This is a genomic window from Rhizobium sp. BK181 (genome assembly GCF_014193305.1).
Taxonomy (GTDB): Bacteria; Pseudomonadota; Alphaproteobacteria; order Rhizobiales; family Rhizobiaceae; genus Rhizobium.
This window is the reverse complement of record NZ_JACHZA010000005.1, coordinates 95,908-112,008: the sequence shown is the minus strand read 5'-3', so window position 1 is coordinate 112,008 and position 16,101 is coordinate 95,908. Positions and strand designations below refer to the sequence as shown.

General features: G+C 60.6%; 19 protein-coding genes. 7 read left to right on the top strand and 12 right to left on the bottom strand.

Features of this window, described 5'->3' with window-relative positions; translation table 11 throughout:
* Positions 1-113 precede the first annotated feature (113 nt).
* Entirely contained in the window at positions 114-821 is a 708-nt protein-coding gene (locus tag FHT77_RS14940; RefSeq protein ID WP_183755753.1) for a hypothetical protein, read from the top strand.
* Here the strand turns inward: FHT77_RS14940 and ggt are convergent, their stop codons facing one another.
* From ggt to FHT77_RS14905, 7 genes are all read right to left on the bottom strand, one after another.
* Positions 822-2,561, bottom strand: coding sequence for a gamma-glutamyltransferase (gene ggt, locus FHT77_RS14935; protein WP_183755752.1), 1,740 nt, complete (start codon positions 2,559-2,561; stop codon positions 822-824). It abuts the gene before it with no gap.
* Between the two features lie 100 nt (positions 2,562-2,661).
* Positions 2,662-3,735, bottom strand: coding sequence for an alpha/beta fold hydrolase (locus FHT77_RS14930; protein ID WP_183755751.1), 1,074 nt, complete (start codon positions 3,733-3,735; stop codon positions 2,662-2,664).
* 64 nt (positions 3,736-3,799) lie between these two features.
* A complete protein-coding gene (locus FHT77_RS14925) occupies positions 3,800-4,414 on the bottom strand; it encodes a hypothetical protein (protein WP_183755750.1) in 615 nt (204 codons plus the stop codon).
* Positions 4,415-4,516: 102 nt separating this feature from the next.
* Complete coding sequence (gene ykgO, locus FHT77_RS14920; RefSeq protein WP_003582204.1) at positions 4,517-4,642, bottom strand: type B 50S ribosomal protein L36; 126 nt, start codon at positions 4,640-4,642, stop codon at positions 4,517-4,519.
* Between the two features lie 164 nt (positions 4,643-4,806).
* Positions 4,807-5,883, bottom strand: coding sequence for a 5-(carboxyamino)imidazole ribonucleotide synthase (locus tag FHT77_RS14915; RefSeq protein ID WP_183755749.1), 1,077 nt, complete (start codon positions 5,881-5,883; stop codon positions 4,807-4,809).
* Positions 5,880-6,374, bottom strand: coding sequence for a 5-(carboxyamino)imidazole ribonucleotide mutase (gene purE, locus FHT77_RS14910; protein WP_016557149.1), 495 nt, complete (start codon positions 6,372-6,374; stop codon positions 5,880-5,882). The genes FHT77_RS14915 and purE overlap by 4 nt, the downstream gene beginning before the upstream one ends.
* A gap of 16 nt (positions 6,375-6,390) precedes the next feature.
* Positions 6,391-6,594, bottom strand: coding sequence for a YdcH family protein (locus FHT77_RS14905; RefSeq protein ID WP_016557150.1), 204 nt, complete (start codon positions 6,592-6,594; stop codon positions 6,391-6,393).
* A gap of 229 nt (positions 6,595-6,823) precedes the next feature.
* Here FHT77_RS14905 and FHT77_RS14900 point away from each other — a divergent pair, with 229 nt between their 5' ends.
* Positions 6,824-6,997, top strand: coding sequence for a YdcH family protein (locus FHT77_RS14900; RefSeq protein WP_016557151.1), 174 nt, complete (start codon positions 6,824-6,826; stop codon positions 6,995-6,997).
* Between the two features lie 151 nt (positions 6,998-7,148).
* Here the strand turns inward: FHT77_RS14900 and FHT77_RS14895 are convergent, their stop codons facing one another.
* Positions 7,149-7,409, bottom strand: coding sequence for an ArsR/SmtB family transcription factor (locus tag FHT77_RS14895; RefSeq protein ID WP_016557152.1), 261 nt, complete (start codon positions 7,407-7,409; stop codon positions 7,149-7,151).
* Between the two features lie 68 nt (positions 7,410-7,477).
* Complete coding sequence (locus tag FHT77_RS14890; protein ID WP_183755748.1) at positions 7,478-8,242, bottom strand: sulfite exporter TauE/SafE family protein; 765 nt, start codon at positions 8,240-8,242, stop codon at positions 7,478-7,480.
* Between the two features lie 108 nt (positions 8,243-8,350).
* On the opposite strand from FHT77_RS14890, the gene FHT77_RS14885 reads away from it, so the two are divergent.
* Both FHT77_RS14885 and FHT77_RS14880 read left to right on the top strand, forming a co-directional pair.
* On the top strand, positions 8,351-9,004 hold the full coding sequence (locus FHT77_RS14885; RefSeq protein WP_183755747.1) for a thiamine phosphate synthase: 654 nt from the start codon (positions 8,351-8,353) through the stop codon (positions 9,002-9,004).
* A 10-nt stretch (positions 9,005-9,014) separates the two neighbouring features.
* Entirely contained in the window at positions 9,015-10,097 is a 1,083-nt protein-coding gene (locus tag FHT77_RS14880) for a tetratricopeptide repeat protein (protein WP_183755746.1), read from the top strand.
* Between the two features lie 105 nt (positions 10,098-10,202).
* Here FHT77_RS14880 and FHT77_RS14875 read toward each other — a convergent pair whose 3' ends face one another.
* Positions 10,203-10,943: a 3-oxoacyl-ACP reductase family protein gene (locus tag FHT77_RS14875; RefSeq protein ID WP_183755745.1), complete on the bottom strand. Its 741-nt coding sequence runs from the start codon at positions 10,941-10,943 to the stop codon at positions 10,203-10,205.
* Positions 10,944-11,015: 72 nt separating this feature from the next.
* Entirely contained in the window at positions 11,016-11,594 is a 579-nt protein-coding gene (locus FHT77_RS14870; protein ID WP_183755744.1) for a TetR/AcrR family transcriptional regulator, read from the bottom strand.
* Positions 11,595-11,807: 213 nt separating this feature from the next.
* Here FHT77_RS14870 and FHT77_RS14865 point away from each other — a divergent pair, with 213 nt between their 5' ends.
* From FHT77_RS14865 to FHT77_RS14855, 3 genes are all read left to right on the top strand, one after another.
* The gene (locus tag FHT77_RS14865; RefSeq protein WP_183755743.1) at positions 11,808-12,608 is read left to right on the top strand and encodes an inositol monophosphatase family protein; all 801 of its coding nucleotides are present in this window, start codon (positions 11,808-11,810) and stop codon (positions 12,606-12,608) included.
* Positions 12,609-12,708: 100 nt separating this feature from the next.
* The gene (locus tag FHT77_RS14860; RefSeq protein ID WP_183755742.1) at positions 12,709-13,809 is read left to right on the top strand and encodes a flagellar motor protein MotA; all 1,101 of its coding nucleotides are present in this window, start codon (positions 12,709-12,711) and stop codon (positions 13,807-13,809) included.
* Positions 13,810-13,812: 3 nt separating this feature from the next.
* Positions 13,813-14,844 carry a peptidoglycan -binding protein gene (locus FHT77_RS14855; protein WP_183755741.1) on the top strand — a complete coding sequence of 344 codons (1,032 nt, stop codon included), beginning with the start codon at positions 13,813-13,815 and terminating at the stop codon, positions 14,842-14,844.
* Between the two features lie 2 nt (positions 14,845-14,846).
* Here the strand turns inward: FHT77_RS14855 and FHT77_RS14850 are convergent, their stop codons facing one another.
* Positions 14,847-16,097 carry an RNA polymerase sigma factor gene (locus FHT77_RS14850; RefSeq protein WP_183755740.1) on the bottom strand — a complete coding sequence of 417 codons (1,251 nt, stop codon included), beginning with the start codon at positions 16,095-16,097 and terminating at the stop codon, positions 14,847-14,849.
* Positions 16,098-16,101: the final 4 nt, after the last annotated feature.

The window sequence follows — 16,101 nt, the reverse complement described above, 5'->3', positions numbered from 1 at the left end:
CCTTGATCGCAATCGCGGGCGACCCGGATCACGATCGAGGTCTCAAGATCGCGTCCCCGTCTTCACCTTGCATGCAATCGCCAGCCGCCGGCCGGCGCTTCAAGGAGAAACCGATGACACTGATCCTTTTCATCCCCGCATTCCTTCTGACGCTTGCCTCTGCGTTTGCCGAACCGCGCATGGCGGGAGAAACGCTCGACATCTCGGCCGTCCGATCCGTCGTCATCAGCGGTGAGGCAAGTGAGGTCAGGCTAACCGCTGACGGTGCAGGGCCCTATAGGGCGAATGCAAGCGCGCGGCGCAACGGCTGGTTCTCAAGCTTTTACTCCAGCTGGTTTTTCAATGGTTGCCGCGATCGAAGCGCGATGCGCATCGAGGGAACGGTCCTGAAAATCGAGGTGCTGCAGACAGGGTGGGCGGATTTGTCCGATTGCACGCCGGAGATTTCGGCGAACGTCGCGCCTGGCGCCACCGTGCGCATCGACCAGCAGGCGCTGAAAGCAGAACTGGATGGCGATTTCGCCAATGTCGTGATAACAAGTAAGGCTGCTGACATCGCCTTTGACGGGCACGCGGCCGGGATGGACATTCTCGGGACGGCGGTGCGTGCGCATCTGCGGTACGACAGCATCCGGCAGGACGAGACCGTCAGCATCACCGCGCAATCGCTGCAGACGGACCTCACCTTCGGAAGCGGCGTGCCGCTGGACTACTCGGTGATCGCCAAGGCTTCCTATGTCGATAGCCTGCAACCGAGCGTACCCGGCGCCCGGCCGCGGGTGAGCATCAAGGGCGACTATGTCCACGCGCGTATCCGGTGATCAGTATCCGCTGGCGGAACCTTCGGCGGCGCGGCTGTCCATCGCGCCGTAATAGCGTGCTCCGCCGCCCTTCGCGATATCGGCAAGGCTCTTGCCGCCGACCAGGATGCCAGCGGCCTGTCCCCATTGTGGCGGGCCGCTGCCATCGTCCAGCGTGTGCCCCATGGCGATCAATGCCCGGATCGTATCGGGCGACAAGGTGTAGGGCTCGAAGTAGATCTTGTCCGGTTGCCATTGGTGGTGAATGCGCGGGGCGTTGACCGCCTGACTGATGTCCATGCCGAAATCGATCACGTTGAGGATGGCCTCTAGCGTGATGGTGATAATGCGCGAGCCACCGGGGCTGCCGATGACCATGAAGGGTTTGCCGTCCTTGGTCACGATCGTCGGGCTCATAGAGGAAAGCGGCGTCTTCTTCGGTGCGATCGCATTGGCCTCGCCTTGGATGAGCCCGTAGAGATTGGGAACGCCGGGCTTCGAAGTAAAATCGTCCATTTCATTGTTGAGCAGAACGCCGGTACCGGGGGCAACGACGGCAGCGCCGAAGTTGCCGTTCAGCGTATAGGTGACGGCGACGGCGTTTCCTTCGTCGTCGATAATCGAATAATGCGTGGTCTCGACGCTTTCCTTGACGCCTAGGGGCTTCAGGTTGGCCGAGGTGCCCGACTTGTAAGGATCGATCTTCGCGCGGATCGCCTTGGCGTAACCCTTGTCGAGCATTGTCGAGACGGGGTTGTCGACGAAATCGGGGTCGCCAAGAGCGGCGTTGCGATCGGCATAGGCATAGCGCATCGCCTCGACCATCAGGTGCACCGTCTCGGCTGAGCCGTAGCCGAGGAAGGAAAGAGGATAGTCTTCCAGAACGTTGAGGATTTCGCAGATGATGACGCCGCCCGAGGAGGGGGGCGGCGAGGAGATAATGTCGTAGCCGCGGTAATTGCATTCGATCGGCTTCAGCTCACGTACCGCGTACTGCTCGAAATCCTCCTTGGCGAGTATGCCTCCCTTCGCCTGGCTCGCCTTGACGATCGCCTCTGCCGGCATGCCCTTGTAGAAAGCGTCGGGTCCTGTGTCAGCGATGCTGGATAGAACGGCGGCAAGGTCGGGTTGCACAAGCTTCTCGCCGACGGCGTACGGTTTGCCCTCCGCTTTCAGAAAGATCTTTGCCGCGGCCTCGTCCTTGGCGAGCCGCTTCGCGCTACCGCCAATGCTGGCGACGTCGCCCTGTTCCAGCGTGAAGCCTTCCTTGGCGTAGCGGATGGCGGGCGCCAACAGATCCTGCCGCGACTTGGTGCCGTACTTCTCGCGGGCCATCTCGAAGCCCTTTACGGATCCTGGCACGCCGACGGCCAGATAGCCGTCAAGGCTGGCACGGGGAACGATATCGCCCTTGCCGTCAAGATACATGGTCTTGGTGGCTGCCAATGGCGCGCGCTCGCGGAAATCGAGGAATGTCGTCTTGCCGTCCTTCAGCCGGATTGTCATGAAGCCGCCGCCACCGAGATTGCCGGCCGTCGGATAGACGACGGCGAGCGCGTAGCCGACGGCGACCGCGGCGTCGACGGCATTGCCGCCATTCTTCAGCACATCGACGCCGACATCGGTCGCCAGGTGCTGGGCGGTTACGACCATACCGTGCTCGGCCTCGACCGGCGCCGGTGAAGCGGCGAACGCCGATGGCGCGAGAACAAATGAGAGCGCCGCGACGACGGCAGATATCCGAAAATAGGGGTGATCCATGACTTCCCTCAAAGCATGATAGTGCAATGGATATGGGACGCAGCCAGCGCTCGGCAATGTGGGCAACCGCCGAGGTTGGTACATTAGAACGTGCTGTTTATCAGTTTCCCGTTGTTACCGGCGGCGTCAGCCCCGCCGGGTGGCCGAAAGGCGCAACGGTGTCCGCCGGTTGTGCAGGTTCTTCAACGATCAGGCGACGTTCTGCCTGGCGCGCGAGGGCCTGCAGGTCGCGAGCAGCGCCGCCGATCTTCTCCATGGCGGCAACGGCGACATCGGTGACCACGTAGTCCGGCTTATGGCCGAGGCCGCGGATTCTAACCAGCTCGGAGCCGGCGATATCACGGGCCAGGCCCTGCGAATGAAGGTGTTCCCAAACGATGCCGTCGCTGTCACCGGTGACGATGACGGTTGGCGCGGTGATATTGGCGTACTGCGGAGAATGGGCCTTGAGATAAGGCAGGAGGCGCATGCAATCGACGGCGTTGTTGTAGAAGGCAGTTGGGCGTAGCACCAGGGTCGGTCCCGTCTTTGCGATGTAATCATCCGGGCGTGGATTGGGCCGGAAGACATTCAATGTCGCTTGTTCGAGGCGCCGCAGGCCGAGCGGCACGACGATTGTGTGGTTGAAGAGCCAGCCAAGCACGGGCATCACCGCGACATTATAGTACCAGTCCAGTCCGCCAGGCCAGGGATGCGTCGCTGGAGCGAGGAAGAGCAGGCCCTCGGTCATCTCGGGGTGGCGGACGCCGAAAGCGGCGGCAATGGCGCCGCCGAAGGAATGACCGACGATAATGGCCCGCTTGATGCCTCGTTTTTTCATCAGTTTCGCGATCGCGTCCGCCTGCCCCGAGGGCAGGGCATTCTCTGAACCGCCGCGCTCCGAATATCCATGACCCGGGCGGTCGACGAACAGCATTTCCGCGCGGCCCTCCAACGGCTGCAGGAAGGCACCGACTTGGTCAAGCAGATTTCCGGCCGCACCGTGGATGAACACGAGCGGCGGCAGATCGGCAGTTTTGGGGCGAGGGACGTGAAAGGCATTCAGCCGATATCCGCCGATATCCGTCAGTTGGCCGATGTTCGGACAATCGGCCTCGAACCGCCGTTCCTTGTAGGCGGAGTAGCCAAGAGCGGCGGCAACAGAGGCAATGAAAACGGAAGCTTCGGCAAGCATGGCAATATCTGCTGAGATCACGTAACCGACGCGTAAGATTGGGCTGCTGGCGCTGGCGTCAAGATCAGGTGCGGCTGCCGGCCAGCTTTTCAGAGAGCGTATTCATCTGCTCCTGGGCGCTTCGATTGGCTGGATAGATCTCCAGGAAACGTTCCCAGGCTTTCAGGGCCAACTGGTCGTTGCCGGTTTCGGTGAGAATGGCGGCCATGCCGGAAAGCGCGCCGAAGTGGCGTGGCTCGAGGTCGAGCACATGCTCGATGTCAGACATCGACTTGCGATAGCTGTCATTGGCATAGTTGAGGGTCGCGCGGCGATTCCAGCTTTCGGCGTAATCTGGCTTGAGGGCGATCGCCTGGTCGAGGAAATCGAGGGCGGCGGCAGTACGCTTCTCCTCGATCGCCTTGTCGGCCCATTGCATCAGGAGGTTGACGGTCGCACTGCCGGAGTCGTTCCATTCGGTACGGATTTCATTGGCGATGCCGCTCGCCTTGTCCGGATCGCGTTCCCGCTTCAGCTGTGCATAGAGCTGATCCAGATGCTGCCTGGGTGTAAGGTTTGCGTCCGGTTGCTCGACAATAACTTCCTTTTCCGCGGCGGCGGCAGGAACAACGGGAGCGAGCAGAACAAGGGATAGCGGCAGCGCCGCGCACGTCATAGCAAAAAAGCGCATGGCGGGCATAGTAGCCCGCCATCGCTGAAGATCAAAGCAATTTGATTTGATTGCCGAGGCAATCCCCGGGCAGTCGCGGGCAAATGCCACGAACCGTCCAGGCGCGCTAAATCAGCCCTGGCGAGCCTTGTAGCGCGGGTTCAGCTTGTTGATGATGTAGATGCGGCCCTTGCGGCGAACCAGGCGGTTGTCACGGTGACGAGCCTTGAGCGACTTGAGCGAATTCTTGATCTTCATTGTTTTGATCCGCGATGTTTGAGGGGGAATTCACATTCGCCCGTATCTATTACATTCAAAAGCGCGCTCAGGGCGCGCTCTTCAGGTTGGGCGTGCAGATAACCCGACGACTTCCCCGTGTCAACCACGTGACCGTGTTTTTCCCATGGCCGAAGCGGCTTTTGTCAGGGGAAAACCGGCAATTTCGCGGTCAACGTCGTGACGTGCCCCATCTTGCGGCCAGGACGCGATTCCGTCTTGCCGTAGAGATGAACAAGCGTATCCGCCCGCCGCAGCCAGTCCGGGAGCGCCAGAATATCGTCGCCGATCAGGTTCTGCATCACGCAGTCCGAGTGGCGGTCGGCATTGCCTAGCGGCAGGCCGGCAACCGCCCGGATATGCTGCTCGAACTGCGAGATGACGCAGGCGGCTTCCGTCCAATGACCGGAGTTGTGAACGCGAGGGGCCATTTCATTGGCGATCAGGCTGCCGTCCGCGAGCACGAAGAATTCGATGCCGATAACACCGACGTAGCCGAGGGCCGTCAGGATCTTTCCGGCCGCCTCGCGGGCGTCGGCTGCCGCAGTCGCCGGGACGGAAGCCGGCACCGTTGAGGTGTGCAGGATGCCGTCGCGGTGAACGTTTTCGGCGGGATCGTAGCAAACGATAGTGCCGTCGGTTGCACGCGCTGCAATGATCGAGATCTCGCGCTCGAAAGAAACGAAGCTCTCGAGAATGAGTGGCACGCCGCCGAGGGCGGCAAAGGCGCCATCCGGCGTGTCAGCCACAGAGCGGAATACCTTTTGCCCCTTGCCGTCGTAGCCAAGCCGACGGGTCTTGAGGACGCCGCGGCCGCCGAAACCGCTGAGCGCCGCCTCGAGGTCGGCCTGACTGTCGACGGCGTGAAAGCCGGCCGTCGGAATGCCACATTCGTTGATGAAGCGCTTTTCGACCAGGCGATCCTGGGCAGCCTCGAGCGCCTTCGGCGGTGGATAAACCGGGACCGTGCTCGCAAGCGCTTCCGCCGCGGCAACCGGGACGTTCTCGAACTCGTATGTGACGACGTCGCACGCCGTCGCAAGCTCGGTGAGCGCGGCAGGATCATCGTAGGCGGCGGTAATCTGTTCGTTGGCGACCTGCGCTGCCGGACAGTCGGGCTGCGGTTCCAGGACGACGGTGCGGAAGTTCAGTCGCGCTGCGGCCATGGCAAGCATTCGGCCAAGCTGACCGCCACCGATGATGCCGATTGTTCTTACAGTCATAGGTCGTCCATCGGATATTCGGCAACGGCCGCGCTCTGGCGCTCGCGCCAGTCATCAAGCCGCTCGGCAATATCCTCGTCCGACAATGCCAAGACTGCAGCAGCCAGAAGCGCTGCATTGATCGCTCCGGGCTTGCCGATGGCAAGTGTACCGACCGGAATTCCGCCCGGCATCTGGACGATGGAGAGGAGACTATCCTGACCGGACAGCGCCTTCGATTGAACGGGGACGCCGAAAACGGGAAGCGGCGTCATGGCTGCGGCCATGCCCGGCAGATGAGCTGCGCCGCCCGCGCCGGCGATAATCACCTTGAAGCCCTCATCGCGTGCGGTCTTGGCGAAGTTTACCAGGCGATCCGGCGTGCGATGGGCCGATATGATGCGCGCATCATAGGGAATTTCGAGCGCCTCAAGCGTGTCCGCAGCATTCTTCATGGTCTCCCAATCGGATTGGCTTCCCATGATGATGGCAACGGGCGGTCTGTCTGTCATCGTCACGGCGTTCCCCTCAGGCGATGATATCAGGGATGATCTGGTCTTCGAGCTTCGTCAGCTTGTCTTTGATCACCAGTTTCTTCTTTTTCATACGCTGGACGCGCAATGCATCACATCCGGTGGCAATCATGGCATTGATCGCGGCATCGTAATCTTCGTGCTCCTGGCGCAGTCGCGCCACTATGAGCCTGATTTCTGCCTGTTCCTGATCGGCCATATGCATTCCCCATAACCGTCTTCGGACATCGTCCGTTTTGCCGATGATTTCCGCAAGCTCCTATCACCAAATGGAGGTAACGGCTAGCGGCTGTTCGTCATGATTTTGCCACGTGTTCTCCTTGTTTTCACCTTCGACAAGCCTTCAAAAATATGTCACAGTCAAAAGGTTGACGCCTTGGATCTCCGGCGGTGTTGGCCGGGGAGAGGTAAGAGGAAGGAAGGGTCAAATGACTGTTCAAGCTCATCTTGAGTCACTCCAGAAAAAGCATGTTGCTCTCGAGGAGGAGTTGCATACGCTTATGATATCCCCCTCCCGAAACGATAATGAAGTTGCTGAGTGCAAACGCAGAAAATTGCGGATCAAGGACGAGATTGAGCGCCTGAAATCATCTTTCCATTGAGAACGATGCATGAATTACCGAGTGCGGTCCTAAACGGAGAAGGCAAAAGTCCAATTTCATCAGAAGTTTAGATGAGTTCGTGCTCGACAGGCAAATATACGCCGGTTCCGACGGAAAGTCGCGAGCCGGCGTTTTTCGTTTGAGGGAGCTGTCAGGCCCAGAACTGATCGAGCCAGAGATTGAGCTTGTCGAAACCACGATTGTTGACCGCGTAGATGCGTCGCGTGCCCTCTGCGGTGACCGAAACCAGATTGCAATCCAGCAGCGCCTTGAGGTGCTGGGAGACGGCAGGGCGGCTGATGGGAAGCCCCTCGGCAAGCTCGTTCACGGTCTTCGGCGCACGTCGAAGTTCTTCCAGCAGGAAGCGCCGGTGGGGATCGGCTATCGCAGTGAAGGGATCCGTGTTCGACATGCCGGAAAGCTACGTCAAACGGCGCAATCGGGCAAGGAAATTGTGCGGCGCAACGAAACCCAAAATTGTTAGAAACCGGCGCCTTCCTTAGCGATCAAAACCGCCGCAACGAGAGCCATCGCATACATGAAAGGATAGAAGATCGCCGGCTTCATACGACGCACGCACCAGGCGCCGGCAATCGTCGCAAGCGGGGCAAACGGCAGAAGCGTGGCGGATGTGGCGAGGTTCTGCGTGTCGAGCTGGCCAAGCGCGAAGTACGGAATGAGCTTTACGGCATTGAGGATCGCGAAGAAGCGGACGCTCGTGCCGGTATATTCGCGGGGTTGCATCTGCAGCGGCAGCGCATAGATCTGGAACGGCGCGCCGCCGGCATGGGCGACGAAACTACCATAGCCGGAGAGGCTTCCCCAGATCGTCGCCAGCAGCGGTCGCTGGCCGTGGGGTGGTGTGTGCTTTCCGGCGGCGGGGCCAAAGTTGTTCCAGAAATAGCGCAGGCAAAAGAGGATAGTGACGACGCCAATGACGACGCGAAGCACATTGCCCGGCACGAGGGCGGAGGTTGCCCAGCCGAGAGCAATCCCGAACAGCGCTCCCGGCAGCATGATCTTCAGCGTTGTCCAGTCGCCGTGCTTGCGCCAGATCACGAGTGAGATCATGTCCATGAAAATGAGGATCGGAAGCAGGATTGCAGCCGCCTGAACGGGTGAGACAACGAGGGCGAGAAAGGGTAGTCCGATCAGTGACAGCGCATCGCCCATGCCGCCCTTTGCAAGTCCAACCAGAATGACAGCGGGAACGGCGGCGTAATAAAATGACAGGTCCATCGGCATGCTTTTGAAAATCCTCCCCTTGCCAGCCCCGTCTAACGGAATTACTCACACAGGACGAGTGCAGATCGGCCGCAAAACGGCCTGTTCCGCTGTAAATGGAAAGAGTTCATGACCGAACCGGAAAACCGCTGCCGCCTAGTTCTGATTGCTCCCGACCTTGCCGATGCTGATGAGCAGGCAAAGGTCGTCGGCGATGCCTTGAAGGGCGGTGACGTCGCCTCGGTGATCGTGCCGCAATACGCTCTCAACGATGGCGAGTTTCAGAAGCATGCCGAAAAGCTGGTTCCAATCATCCAGCACGCGGGCGCTGCAGCGCTACTTGCGGGCGACAGCCGCGTTGTCGGGCGCACCAAGGCGGATGGCCTGCATCTGACCGGTCCGGCCAGCGAAATTTCTGAGGCGATCGACAAGTATGCCGATAAGCTGATCGTCGGCGGCGGCAATGCCGCCGACCGCCATCATGCACTGGAAATTGGCGAGAAACGCCCGGATTATATCTTCTTCGGCAAGCTCGACGGCGACATCAAGCCGGAGGCGCATCCCAAGAACCTCGCACTCGGTGAGTGGTGGGCTTCGATGATCGAGATCCCCTGCATCGTGATGGGTGGAACGGATCCGGCTTCCGCGCTCGCGGTGGCGGAGACTGGGGCTGAGTTCGTGGCGTTGCGGCTTGCGGTTTTCGGCGACGCCGGACGTGCACCAATCATCGTCGCCGAGGTCAATGCGCTCTTGGACGAAAAAGCGCCACGGTTTGAGGATTGATATCGCGCACATGCCGATCCTGTCCCGCTCCCTGCGCGTTTCCGCTGCCTTTGCCGTCGTCATCCTGGCGGGGCTGACGCATGGCGTTTTCGCTCAGACGGTCGACAACGTCGTGACGCGGCCGCTCTCGACCGCCCCGGAGACACTGAAAACAGGACGGCCCCAGGCAGACGGCACTGGTCCATCGACCGGCGTCGGGGTCTTTGACCGCATGGGCGCCAAGCTGCCCGATCTGCCGCCGGAAAAGGACTATAAGGGACAGGTTGACGAGGCCTACGGAGCCTATCAGCGTGGCTATTATCTGACGGCGATGGAAAGAGCTCTGCCGCGCGCCCAGCTTGGCGATCCGGCCGCGCAAACGCTGATGGGTGAACTCCTGGCGGACGGTCTGGGTGTCAAGCGCGACATGAAGAACGCGGCTTTCTGGTACAGCAAGGGTGCGGAAGGCGGCGACCCTGCGGCGATGTTCAAGTATTCGCTGATGCTGATCGAGGGGCGGTTCGTCAAACGCGACAAGGCCAAGGCCGACGAATATATGCACAAGGCGGCCGACGCCGGAAATTCGTCTGCACAGTTCAATTGGGGCCAGATCCTGACGGCCGACAATCCGGGTGACAAGGGACTGAAGCTCGCGCTGCCGTACTACGAGAGGGCTGCCGAACAGGGCATCGCCGACGCGCAGTATGCGGTGGCCGAGATTTACGCCTCGCTGCCCGACCTGCCGGACGAAAAGAAGCAGCTGGCGCGCGAATGGATGGCGCGCGCTGCGCATGCGGGCTACGACACCGCCCAGGTCGATCTTGGCATCTGGTTGGTCAACGGTCAGAATGGGCCGCGCGATTTCGTCAAGGGTTTCCAATGGTTGCGGCTTGCGGCCAATCGCGGCAACGTGGTGGCTCAAAACAAGCTGGCGCACCTCTACATCAACGCCCTCGGTACCAAGCCGGACCCGGTCGAGGCCGCGAAATGGTATGTGCTATCGCGTCGCGCCGGCCTGCCTGACCCGGCCCTCGAAGATTTCTACCTCGGCATCGAGGAAGACCAGCAGAAGGCGGCCATCGATGCCGCCAACAAGTTCCGCCGGTTCCAGTAATTTAGAAAAGGGCGTCTGCGAAGAGGTCTTCGACCAGATCGCCCGTGAGGTCCTGATCACTCAGCCGAGTTTTGAACGTCCCGCGGCCCGGGCCGCCGGCATTGCTCAGGCCAGATAGCCACCGTCGATTGTCAGGCCGGCGCCGGTGATGAAGGAAGCTTCCGGGCTTGCAAGGTAAGCCACGAAGCTTGCGATTTCTCGATCCTCCCCGAGGCGGCCGAGTGCCATCAAGCCCTTCAACATGTCGTTTGAATGCGGGTCAGGATTCATGTCGGTTTCTGTGGGGCCGGGCTGGATGGCGTTGACGGTGATGCCTCGCGGACCGAGATCGCGTGCGAGGCCACGTGTCATGGCGGCGACAGCGCCTTTGGTCATGCTGTAAACGGCGGATGTCGGAAAGCCGCTGCGCTCGGCAACCACGCTACCGATGTTTATGACGCGGCCGCCGGTTTGCATGTATTTTGCCGCCGCCTGCGTGCCGGCAAAGACCGCTCTGACGTTGACTGCAAACATACGATCGAAGTCCTCAAGCGGGAAATCTTCTAGGCTATTCAGCAACAGAATTCCTGCATTGTTCACGAGAATGTCGAGCGTGCCGAAATGGTCGACGGCCGTGTCGATGGCCCTTTGCACCGCCGCCGCGTCCGCGCTGTCGGCGTGAATTGCAAATGCCCTGCCGCCCTTCGCCTCGATTTCACTGACGATCGCCTCGGCCTTGTCTTTCGAGTTGGCAAAGGTGAAGGCGACCGAGGCGCCATCCGCAGCCAGTCTCCGCACGATCGCCGCGCCGATGCCGCGCGAGCCGCCTGTCACGATTGCGACTTTTCCTTCAAGTGGTTTGGTCATCTTGTTTTTCTCCTTATTGGACTGTTTAGTCTAGAATCGAACATGGGAAGTCATCCTTCTTCGATTGATCTGTTATCGTAAGCTGCGGATAGCGAGACCGGCGATGGCGCGCAGCGTTTCGGTGCTGGCACCGTTGCGGGCGCTGACCTTCATACCGGAGAGAGTAGCACCAAGGAACTGGGTGGCGGCCTCTGGGTCAATTTCGGCGGACAGCTGTCCTTTCGTCTGGCTGTCCAGGAGGAGCGCATGGATTGCCTTGCCCAGCACGGTGGAGGCGCTGTCGGTCAGAAGCGACACCTCGGTATCGGTCCGGCCGAACTCGCAAATCGCGCTGACACCAAGGCAGCCTTTCGACGCCTCCGATGTTGGTCTCGATGCAAAGGCAAAGAGGGCGCCCTCCAGCGCGTCAAGCGGCTGGTCGCTGTCCTGCATGTCGGCGATGATCTGCTGAATGCTGGCGGTATTGTAGCGTTTCAGAGCCTGCAGATAGAGGCTGCGCTTGTCGCCGAACGTATCGTACATGCTCTGGCGGCTGATCTTCATCGCTGACAGCAGCGCGTCGGTGGAGCTTCCCTCATAGCCATGCTGAGCGAAGACGCCGATCGCGGCGTCGAGAGCCTTGTCCTTTTCGAATTCCTTGTGTCTTGCCATGGCGTACAAATAGCGATTCTAGATCGTTCTGTCCAGAATATTATTGCGGTCATTTGTGCGAGTGATGGGCGGCGCGGCGGTCTCCTCTTGAAATTTTCCCTATTTTGTGGTCTTGAGGCCGCCAATCTTATAAGCGCTGCCCTATCTGGCGATCAGGGACCCACCCCGCCCTGACAGCGCGTACCGTATTATCGCTCAAGGAAAAGTGCTCACATGGCTCGTTCAGCTCTCCTCAATGTCATGGTTCAGGCTGCCATCAAGGCAGGCAAATCGCTGGGGCGTGATTTCGGGGAAGTACAGAACCTGCAGGTTTCGGTGAAGGGCCCGGGTGACTTCGTCTCCAATGCCGACCGCAAGGCGGAGAAGATCGTCAAGGACGAGCTTCTGAAGGCGCGCCCCACCTACGGCTTTCTCGGCGAGGAGAGCGAGGAGATCAAGGGCACGGACGGCGCGCATCGCTGGATCGTCGATCCGCTCGACGGCACGACCAACTTCCTGCACGGCATTCCAATGTTTGCAGTCTCAATCGCGCTCGAGCGCAACAATGAGATCGTCGCCGGCGTCGTCTTCAATCCGGCAACGGACGAACTCTATACCGCCGAGCGCGGCGGCGGCGCCTTCCTGAACGATCGCCGGCTGCGCGTCGGCGCTCGGCGCGTGCTTTCGGACTCCGTCATTGCCTGCGGTGTCCCGCATCTCGGTCGCGGCAATCACGGCAAGTTCCTCGTTGAGCTTCGCCACGTGATGGGTGAAGTTGCCGGCATTCGCCGCATGGGCGCCGCGTCGCTGGATCTTGCCTACGTGGCGGCGGGTCGCTTCGACGGTTACTGGGAAACGGGGCTGTCGGCCTGGGATATTGCGGCGGGCATCCTCCTTATCCGCGAAGCCGGTGGCTATGTCTCGGATTGGGATGGCGGTTCGTCCATTCTCGAAACCGGTTCGGTTGTCGCGGGCAACGAATATATCCAGAAGGCACTACTTGAAGTAGCCAAGCGTCCGGTTCCCGCACGGTAAATCGCTGTTGTAAAGACACGGTTTTCGTTCCCGCATACTTCAATTCGGCGCAATGTTGCTCTAGTCTCCGGCTGAAATGAATCCGGAGGCTGCGGAACCTATGGAAAATGTGAATGTGGCGGAGTTCGGCTCGACCGAAAAAACCACGGGCAATTACAGCTATAAACTTTCCAGTCCGATGCCGTTTCTTTGGACGATGGTGCTGTTTCTGATCATCGTCGGGTTCATTGCCGCCATTCTATTCCGGCAAGCCCAGACTGCCTTCATGCACAATCCCGGCCTCAACGGTTTGATCCTCGGGGTCTTGGCCGTCGGCATCATCCTGGTTTTCAGCCATGTGCTGTCGCTCAGGCCGGAAGTGCGGTGGTTCAATTCATTCCGTGCTGCGGGCAGCGCCGACAAGGTCGGCCGCAACCCGAAGCTGCTCGCGCCGATGCGGACTCTGATTGGCAACCGCAGCGCTTCGGCAGGCATTTCGACCGCGGCATTCCGCTCCATTCTCGATTCCATTGCCAACCGTCTCGATGAATCGCGCGACGTATCGCGCTATCTGATCGGCCTCCTGGTGTTCCTCGGTCTGCTCGGCACCTTTTGGGGTCTTATCGGTACGATCGGCTCGATCAGTTCGGTCATTCAGACGCTTGACGCGGGTTCGAATGGTTCGACCGATGTTCTCGGTGCACTGAAGGAAGGGCTGTCGATGCCGCTTTCCGGCATGGGCCAGGCGTTCTCGTCTTCGCTGCTTGGTCTGTCCGGCTCGCTCATCCTGGGTTTCCTCGATCTGCAGGCAGGCCGTGCGCAGAACCGCTTCTACATGGAACTGGAGAACTGGCTTTCGTCGGTGACAGATGTCGGCTCGGATGTGGCCATGCCCGCGATCAGTCCCAACTCGGCAGTCTCGCCGGACGACGTTCGCGCGCTTTCCGAATATATGCGCAGGATCTCGGAAGAGGGCAGCGGCGGCACGCAGAGGTCGGTTGCGGCAATGGCGAACCTTGCCGAAGGCATTCAGGGTTTGGTCAAGAACATGCGAAATGAGCAGCAAATGCTGCGTGACTGGATCGAGGCCCAGCAAGACGAGACGAAAGCGATGCGCCGCACTCTCGATCGCCTAGCCGAGCGGATCGGCGCCCAAGAAAAGCACGGTTCGAACGAACGCTCTCAACGCGTGCCGCAAACCGAAAAGACCGAGGGCAAGTAACCCATGGCTCTCGCCCGCAATCGTCGCCCTCAGCGCGCGATAGACTATTGGCCAGGTTTCGTCGATGCACTGTCGACGCTGCTGATCTCCATCATGTTCGTGCTGACCGTTTTTGTGGTCGGCCAGTATATCCTGAGTCGTGAAATCTCCGGCCGGGACGAGGTTCTCAACCGTCTGAACAGCCAGATCAACGAGTTGACGCAGCTTCTGGCGCTGGAGAAGGGAAGCAATCAGGATCTTGAGGACAGTGTCGCCAATCTGCAGGCGGCCCTGTCGTCGGCTGAAGGCGAGCGATCGCGGTTGAAGGCGCTGCTTGATGCCGGCTCGGGCGGCCAGAGCGCTGCGGAAGCGCGTGTCGGTAATCTGACAAAAGAGCTCGACGAACAGAAGCAGATGAGCGACCGGGCGATGAGCCAGGTCGAGTTGCTGAACCAGCAGATTGCTGCCCTGCGTAGCCAGATTGCCGCCATTGAAGCCGCGCTACAGGCCTCCGAGCAGAAGGACCAGAGCTCGCAGACGAAGATCGCGGATCTTGGCCGTCGCCTGAACGTCGCGCTCGCGCAACGCGTGCAGGAGCTCAACCGCTACCGCTCCGATTTCTTTGGGCGCCTGCGCGAAATTCTGTCCGATCGCGAAAACATCAGGATCGTCGGTGACCGGTTCGTCTTCCAGTCGGAAGTACTGTTTCCTTCCGGCGGCGCGGACCTCAATCCGGATGGGCAGGTCGAGATGGAAAAGCTTGCGACCGCGCTTCTCGACGTCGCCAAGGAAATCCCGCCCGAGATCAACTGGGTGCTGCGTGTCGACGGGCATACCGACAACGTCCCGCTCGCCGGCACCGGTCGTTATGGCGACAACTGGCAGCTGTCGTCCGCGCGTGCGATCTCGGTCGTCAAGTTCCTGATCTCCCGCGGCGTGCCGGCCGACCGTCTTGTCGCCGCCGGTTTCGGCGAGTTCCAGCCGATCACGCCAGGCGATACGCCGGAGGCGCGCGCCACCAACCGTCGTATCGAGCTGAAGCTGACCGAAAAGTAGGTTTATGCGACGCCCGTTCGAACGTTCGCGAGGCGATCGAGGAGAAAGCCACGCACAGCGGGGCTGTCGCTGAGGCCGATTGCCGAGAGATAGGCGGTCTCCGCTTCCCGATAGTTCCTGACTTCCGTCAGCAGATGCGCGCGAACGGCCCAATAGGGTTGATAGGCTTTGATTTCCTTTGCGTCCATGCTGGCCAGGCAATCCAGTCCGGCTTGGGCGCCTTTGGTGCGGCTGAGGACGGCAGCACGGCTGACGCGGGCGCCGACCGTTGGCTGCATCATCAGCAGGGCGTCATAGAAGGTTAGGAGAGCGTCCCAATTCGTCGTGCCGGTCAGACGACGCGCAGTATGTACGGACTGAATGGCGGCCATGCATTGGAACGGACCGAAGCGGTTGACCGCACCTGCCTTGCGGAGCAGCGCGTCAGCTTCGGCAAGCATGATCGCATTCCAGCGCTCCGTCGACTGTTGTTCCAGTGCGACGTAGTCACCCTCGGCATTGCGCCGCGCGGCCCGCCGACCTTCGCAATACAGCATCAAGGCAAGCAACCCGTTAACCTCCGGTTCGTCGGGAAGCATCGAAAGCAGCGCGCGGCAGAGCCAGATGGCTTCACTGGAAAGTGCACTGCGACCGCCATCGGCACCATCGAGATCGTCCCAACCAAGCCCGTAGGCGGCGTAGATTGCAGAGAGCACGGCGGACAGACGCTCGGGCAGCGAGCGTCGATCGGGTATCGCAAATCCAATGCCGATATCGCGAATGTTCGCCTTGGCCCGGACCAACCTCTGCCCCATTGCAGCAGGAGAAATGACGAAGGCCTGCGCGATGGCTTTTGCGTCAATGCCTAGCACGACTTGCAGCATCAGCGGGGTGTGGATGCTCTTTTCGATTTGCGGATGGGTGCAGACGAAAAGCAGCTTCAGGCGGTCGTCCGGAAATGCATCGGCAGCAGCGTCGTTCATCCTCGCCTCCGCCTCCTCGAAGGCCAGGGCGATGGTCGGGCGAGCATTTTCCTGGACACTTCGGTGGCGCGCCCCCTGCATGAGATTGCGCCGCGCAGCGACCAGCAGCCACGCCTCCGGCCTGTCGGGAATGCCGCGCTCCGGCCAGACCCGCAGGGCATCGACGAGCGCTTGCGACAGCGCATCCTCGGCGGCCGACAGATCACGGGAGCGGGCCGCCAGAAAGGCAACCAACTTGCCATAGGATTGGCGCGCCACCCTTTCGGCGGCGCGCTCGGCTTCGGCGGTCATGCCC

What these genes read in the sequence shown, in the direction of transcription:
- FHT77_RS14875 (WP_183755745.1), bottom strand. Translation starts at nt 10,943, where the DNA reads ATGACCAAACCACTTGAAGGAAAAGTCGCAATCGTGACAGGCGGCTCG.
- FHT77_RS14860 (WP_183755742.1), top strand. Translation starts at nt 12,709, where the DNA reads ATGGAAAATGTGAATGTGGCGGAGTTCGGCTCGACCGAAAAAACCACG.
- ykgO (WP_003582204.1), bottom strand. Translation starts at nt 4,642, where the DNA reads ATGAAGATCAAGAATTCGCTCAAGTCGCTCAAGGCTCGTCACCGTGAC.
- FHT77_RS14880 (WP_183755746.1), top strand. Translation starts at nt 9,015, where the DNA reads ATGCCGATCCTGTCCCGCTCCCTGCGCGTTTCCGCTGCCTTTGCCGTC.
- FHT77_RS14855 (WP_183755741.1), top strand. Translation starts at nt 13,813, where the DNA reads ATGGCTCTCGCCCGCAATCGTCGCCCTCAGCGCGCGATAGACTATTGG.
- FHT77_RS14895 (WP_016557152.1), bottom strand. Translation starts at nt 7,409, where the DNA reads ATGTCGAACACGGATCCCTTCACTGCGATAGCCGATCCCCACCGGCGC.
- FHT77_RS14865 (WP_183755743.1), top strand. Translation starts at nt 11,808, where the DNA reads ATGGCTCGTTCAGCTCTCCTCAATGTCATGGTTCAGGCTGCCATCAAG.
- FHT77_RS14915 (WP_183755749.1), bottom strand. Translation starts at nt 5,883, where the DNA reads ATGACTGTAAGAACAATCGGCATCATCGGTGGCGGTCAGCTTGGCCGA.
- FHT77_RS14900 (WP_016557151.1), top strand. Translation starts at nt 6,824, where the DNA reads ATGACTGTTCAAGCTCATCTTGAGTCACTCCAGAAAAAGCATGTTGCT.
- FHT77_RS14850 (WP_183755740.1), bottom strand. Translation starts at nt 16,097, where the DNA reads ATGACCGCCGAAGCCGAGCGCGCCGCCGAAAGGGTGGCGCGCCAATCC.
- purE (WP_016557149.1), bottom strand. Translation starts at nt 6,374, where the DNA reads ATGACAGACAGACCGCCCGTTGCCATCATCATGGGAAGCCAATCCGAT.
- FHT77_RS14885 (WP_183755747.1), top strand. Translation starts at nt 8,351, where the DNA reads ATGACCGAACCGGAAAACCGCTGCCGCCTAGTTCTGATTGCTCCCGAC.
- FHT77_RS14905 (WP_016557150.1), bottom strand. Translation starts at nt 6,594, where the DNA reads ATGGCCGATCAGGAACAGGCAGAAATCAGGCTCATAGTGGCGCGACTG.
- FHT77_RS14930 (WP_183755751.1), bottom strand. Translation starts at nt 3,735, where the DNA reads ATGCTTGCCGAAGCTTCCGTTTTCATTGCCTCTGTTGCCGCCGCTCTT.
- FHT77_RS14870 (WP_183755744.1), bottom strand. Translation starts at nt 11,594, where the DNA reads ATGGCAAGACACAAGGAATTCGAAAAGGACAAGGCTCTCGACGCCGCG.
- FHT77_RS14890 (WP_183755748.1), bottom strand. Translation starts at nt 8,242, where the DNA reads ATGCCGATGGACCTGTCATTTTATTACGCCGCCGTTCCCGCTGTCATT.
- FHT77_RS14940 (WP_183755753.1), top strand. Translation starts at nt 114, where the DNA reads ATGACACTGATCCTTTTCATCCCCGCATTCCTTCTGACGCTTGCCTCT.
- ggt (WP_183755752.1), bottom strand. Translation starts at nt 2,561, where the DNA reads ATGGATCACCCCTATTTTCGGATATCTGCCGTCGTCGCGGCGCTCTCA.
- FHT77_RS14925 (WP_183755750.1), bottom strand. Translation starts at nt 4,414, where the DNA reads ATGCCCGCCATGCGCTTTTTTGCTATGACGTGCGCGGCGCTGCCGCTA.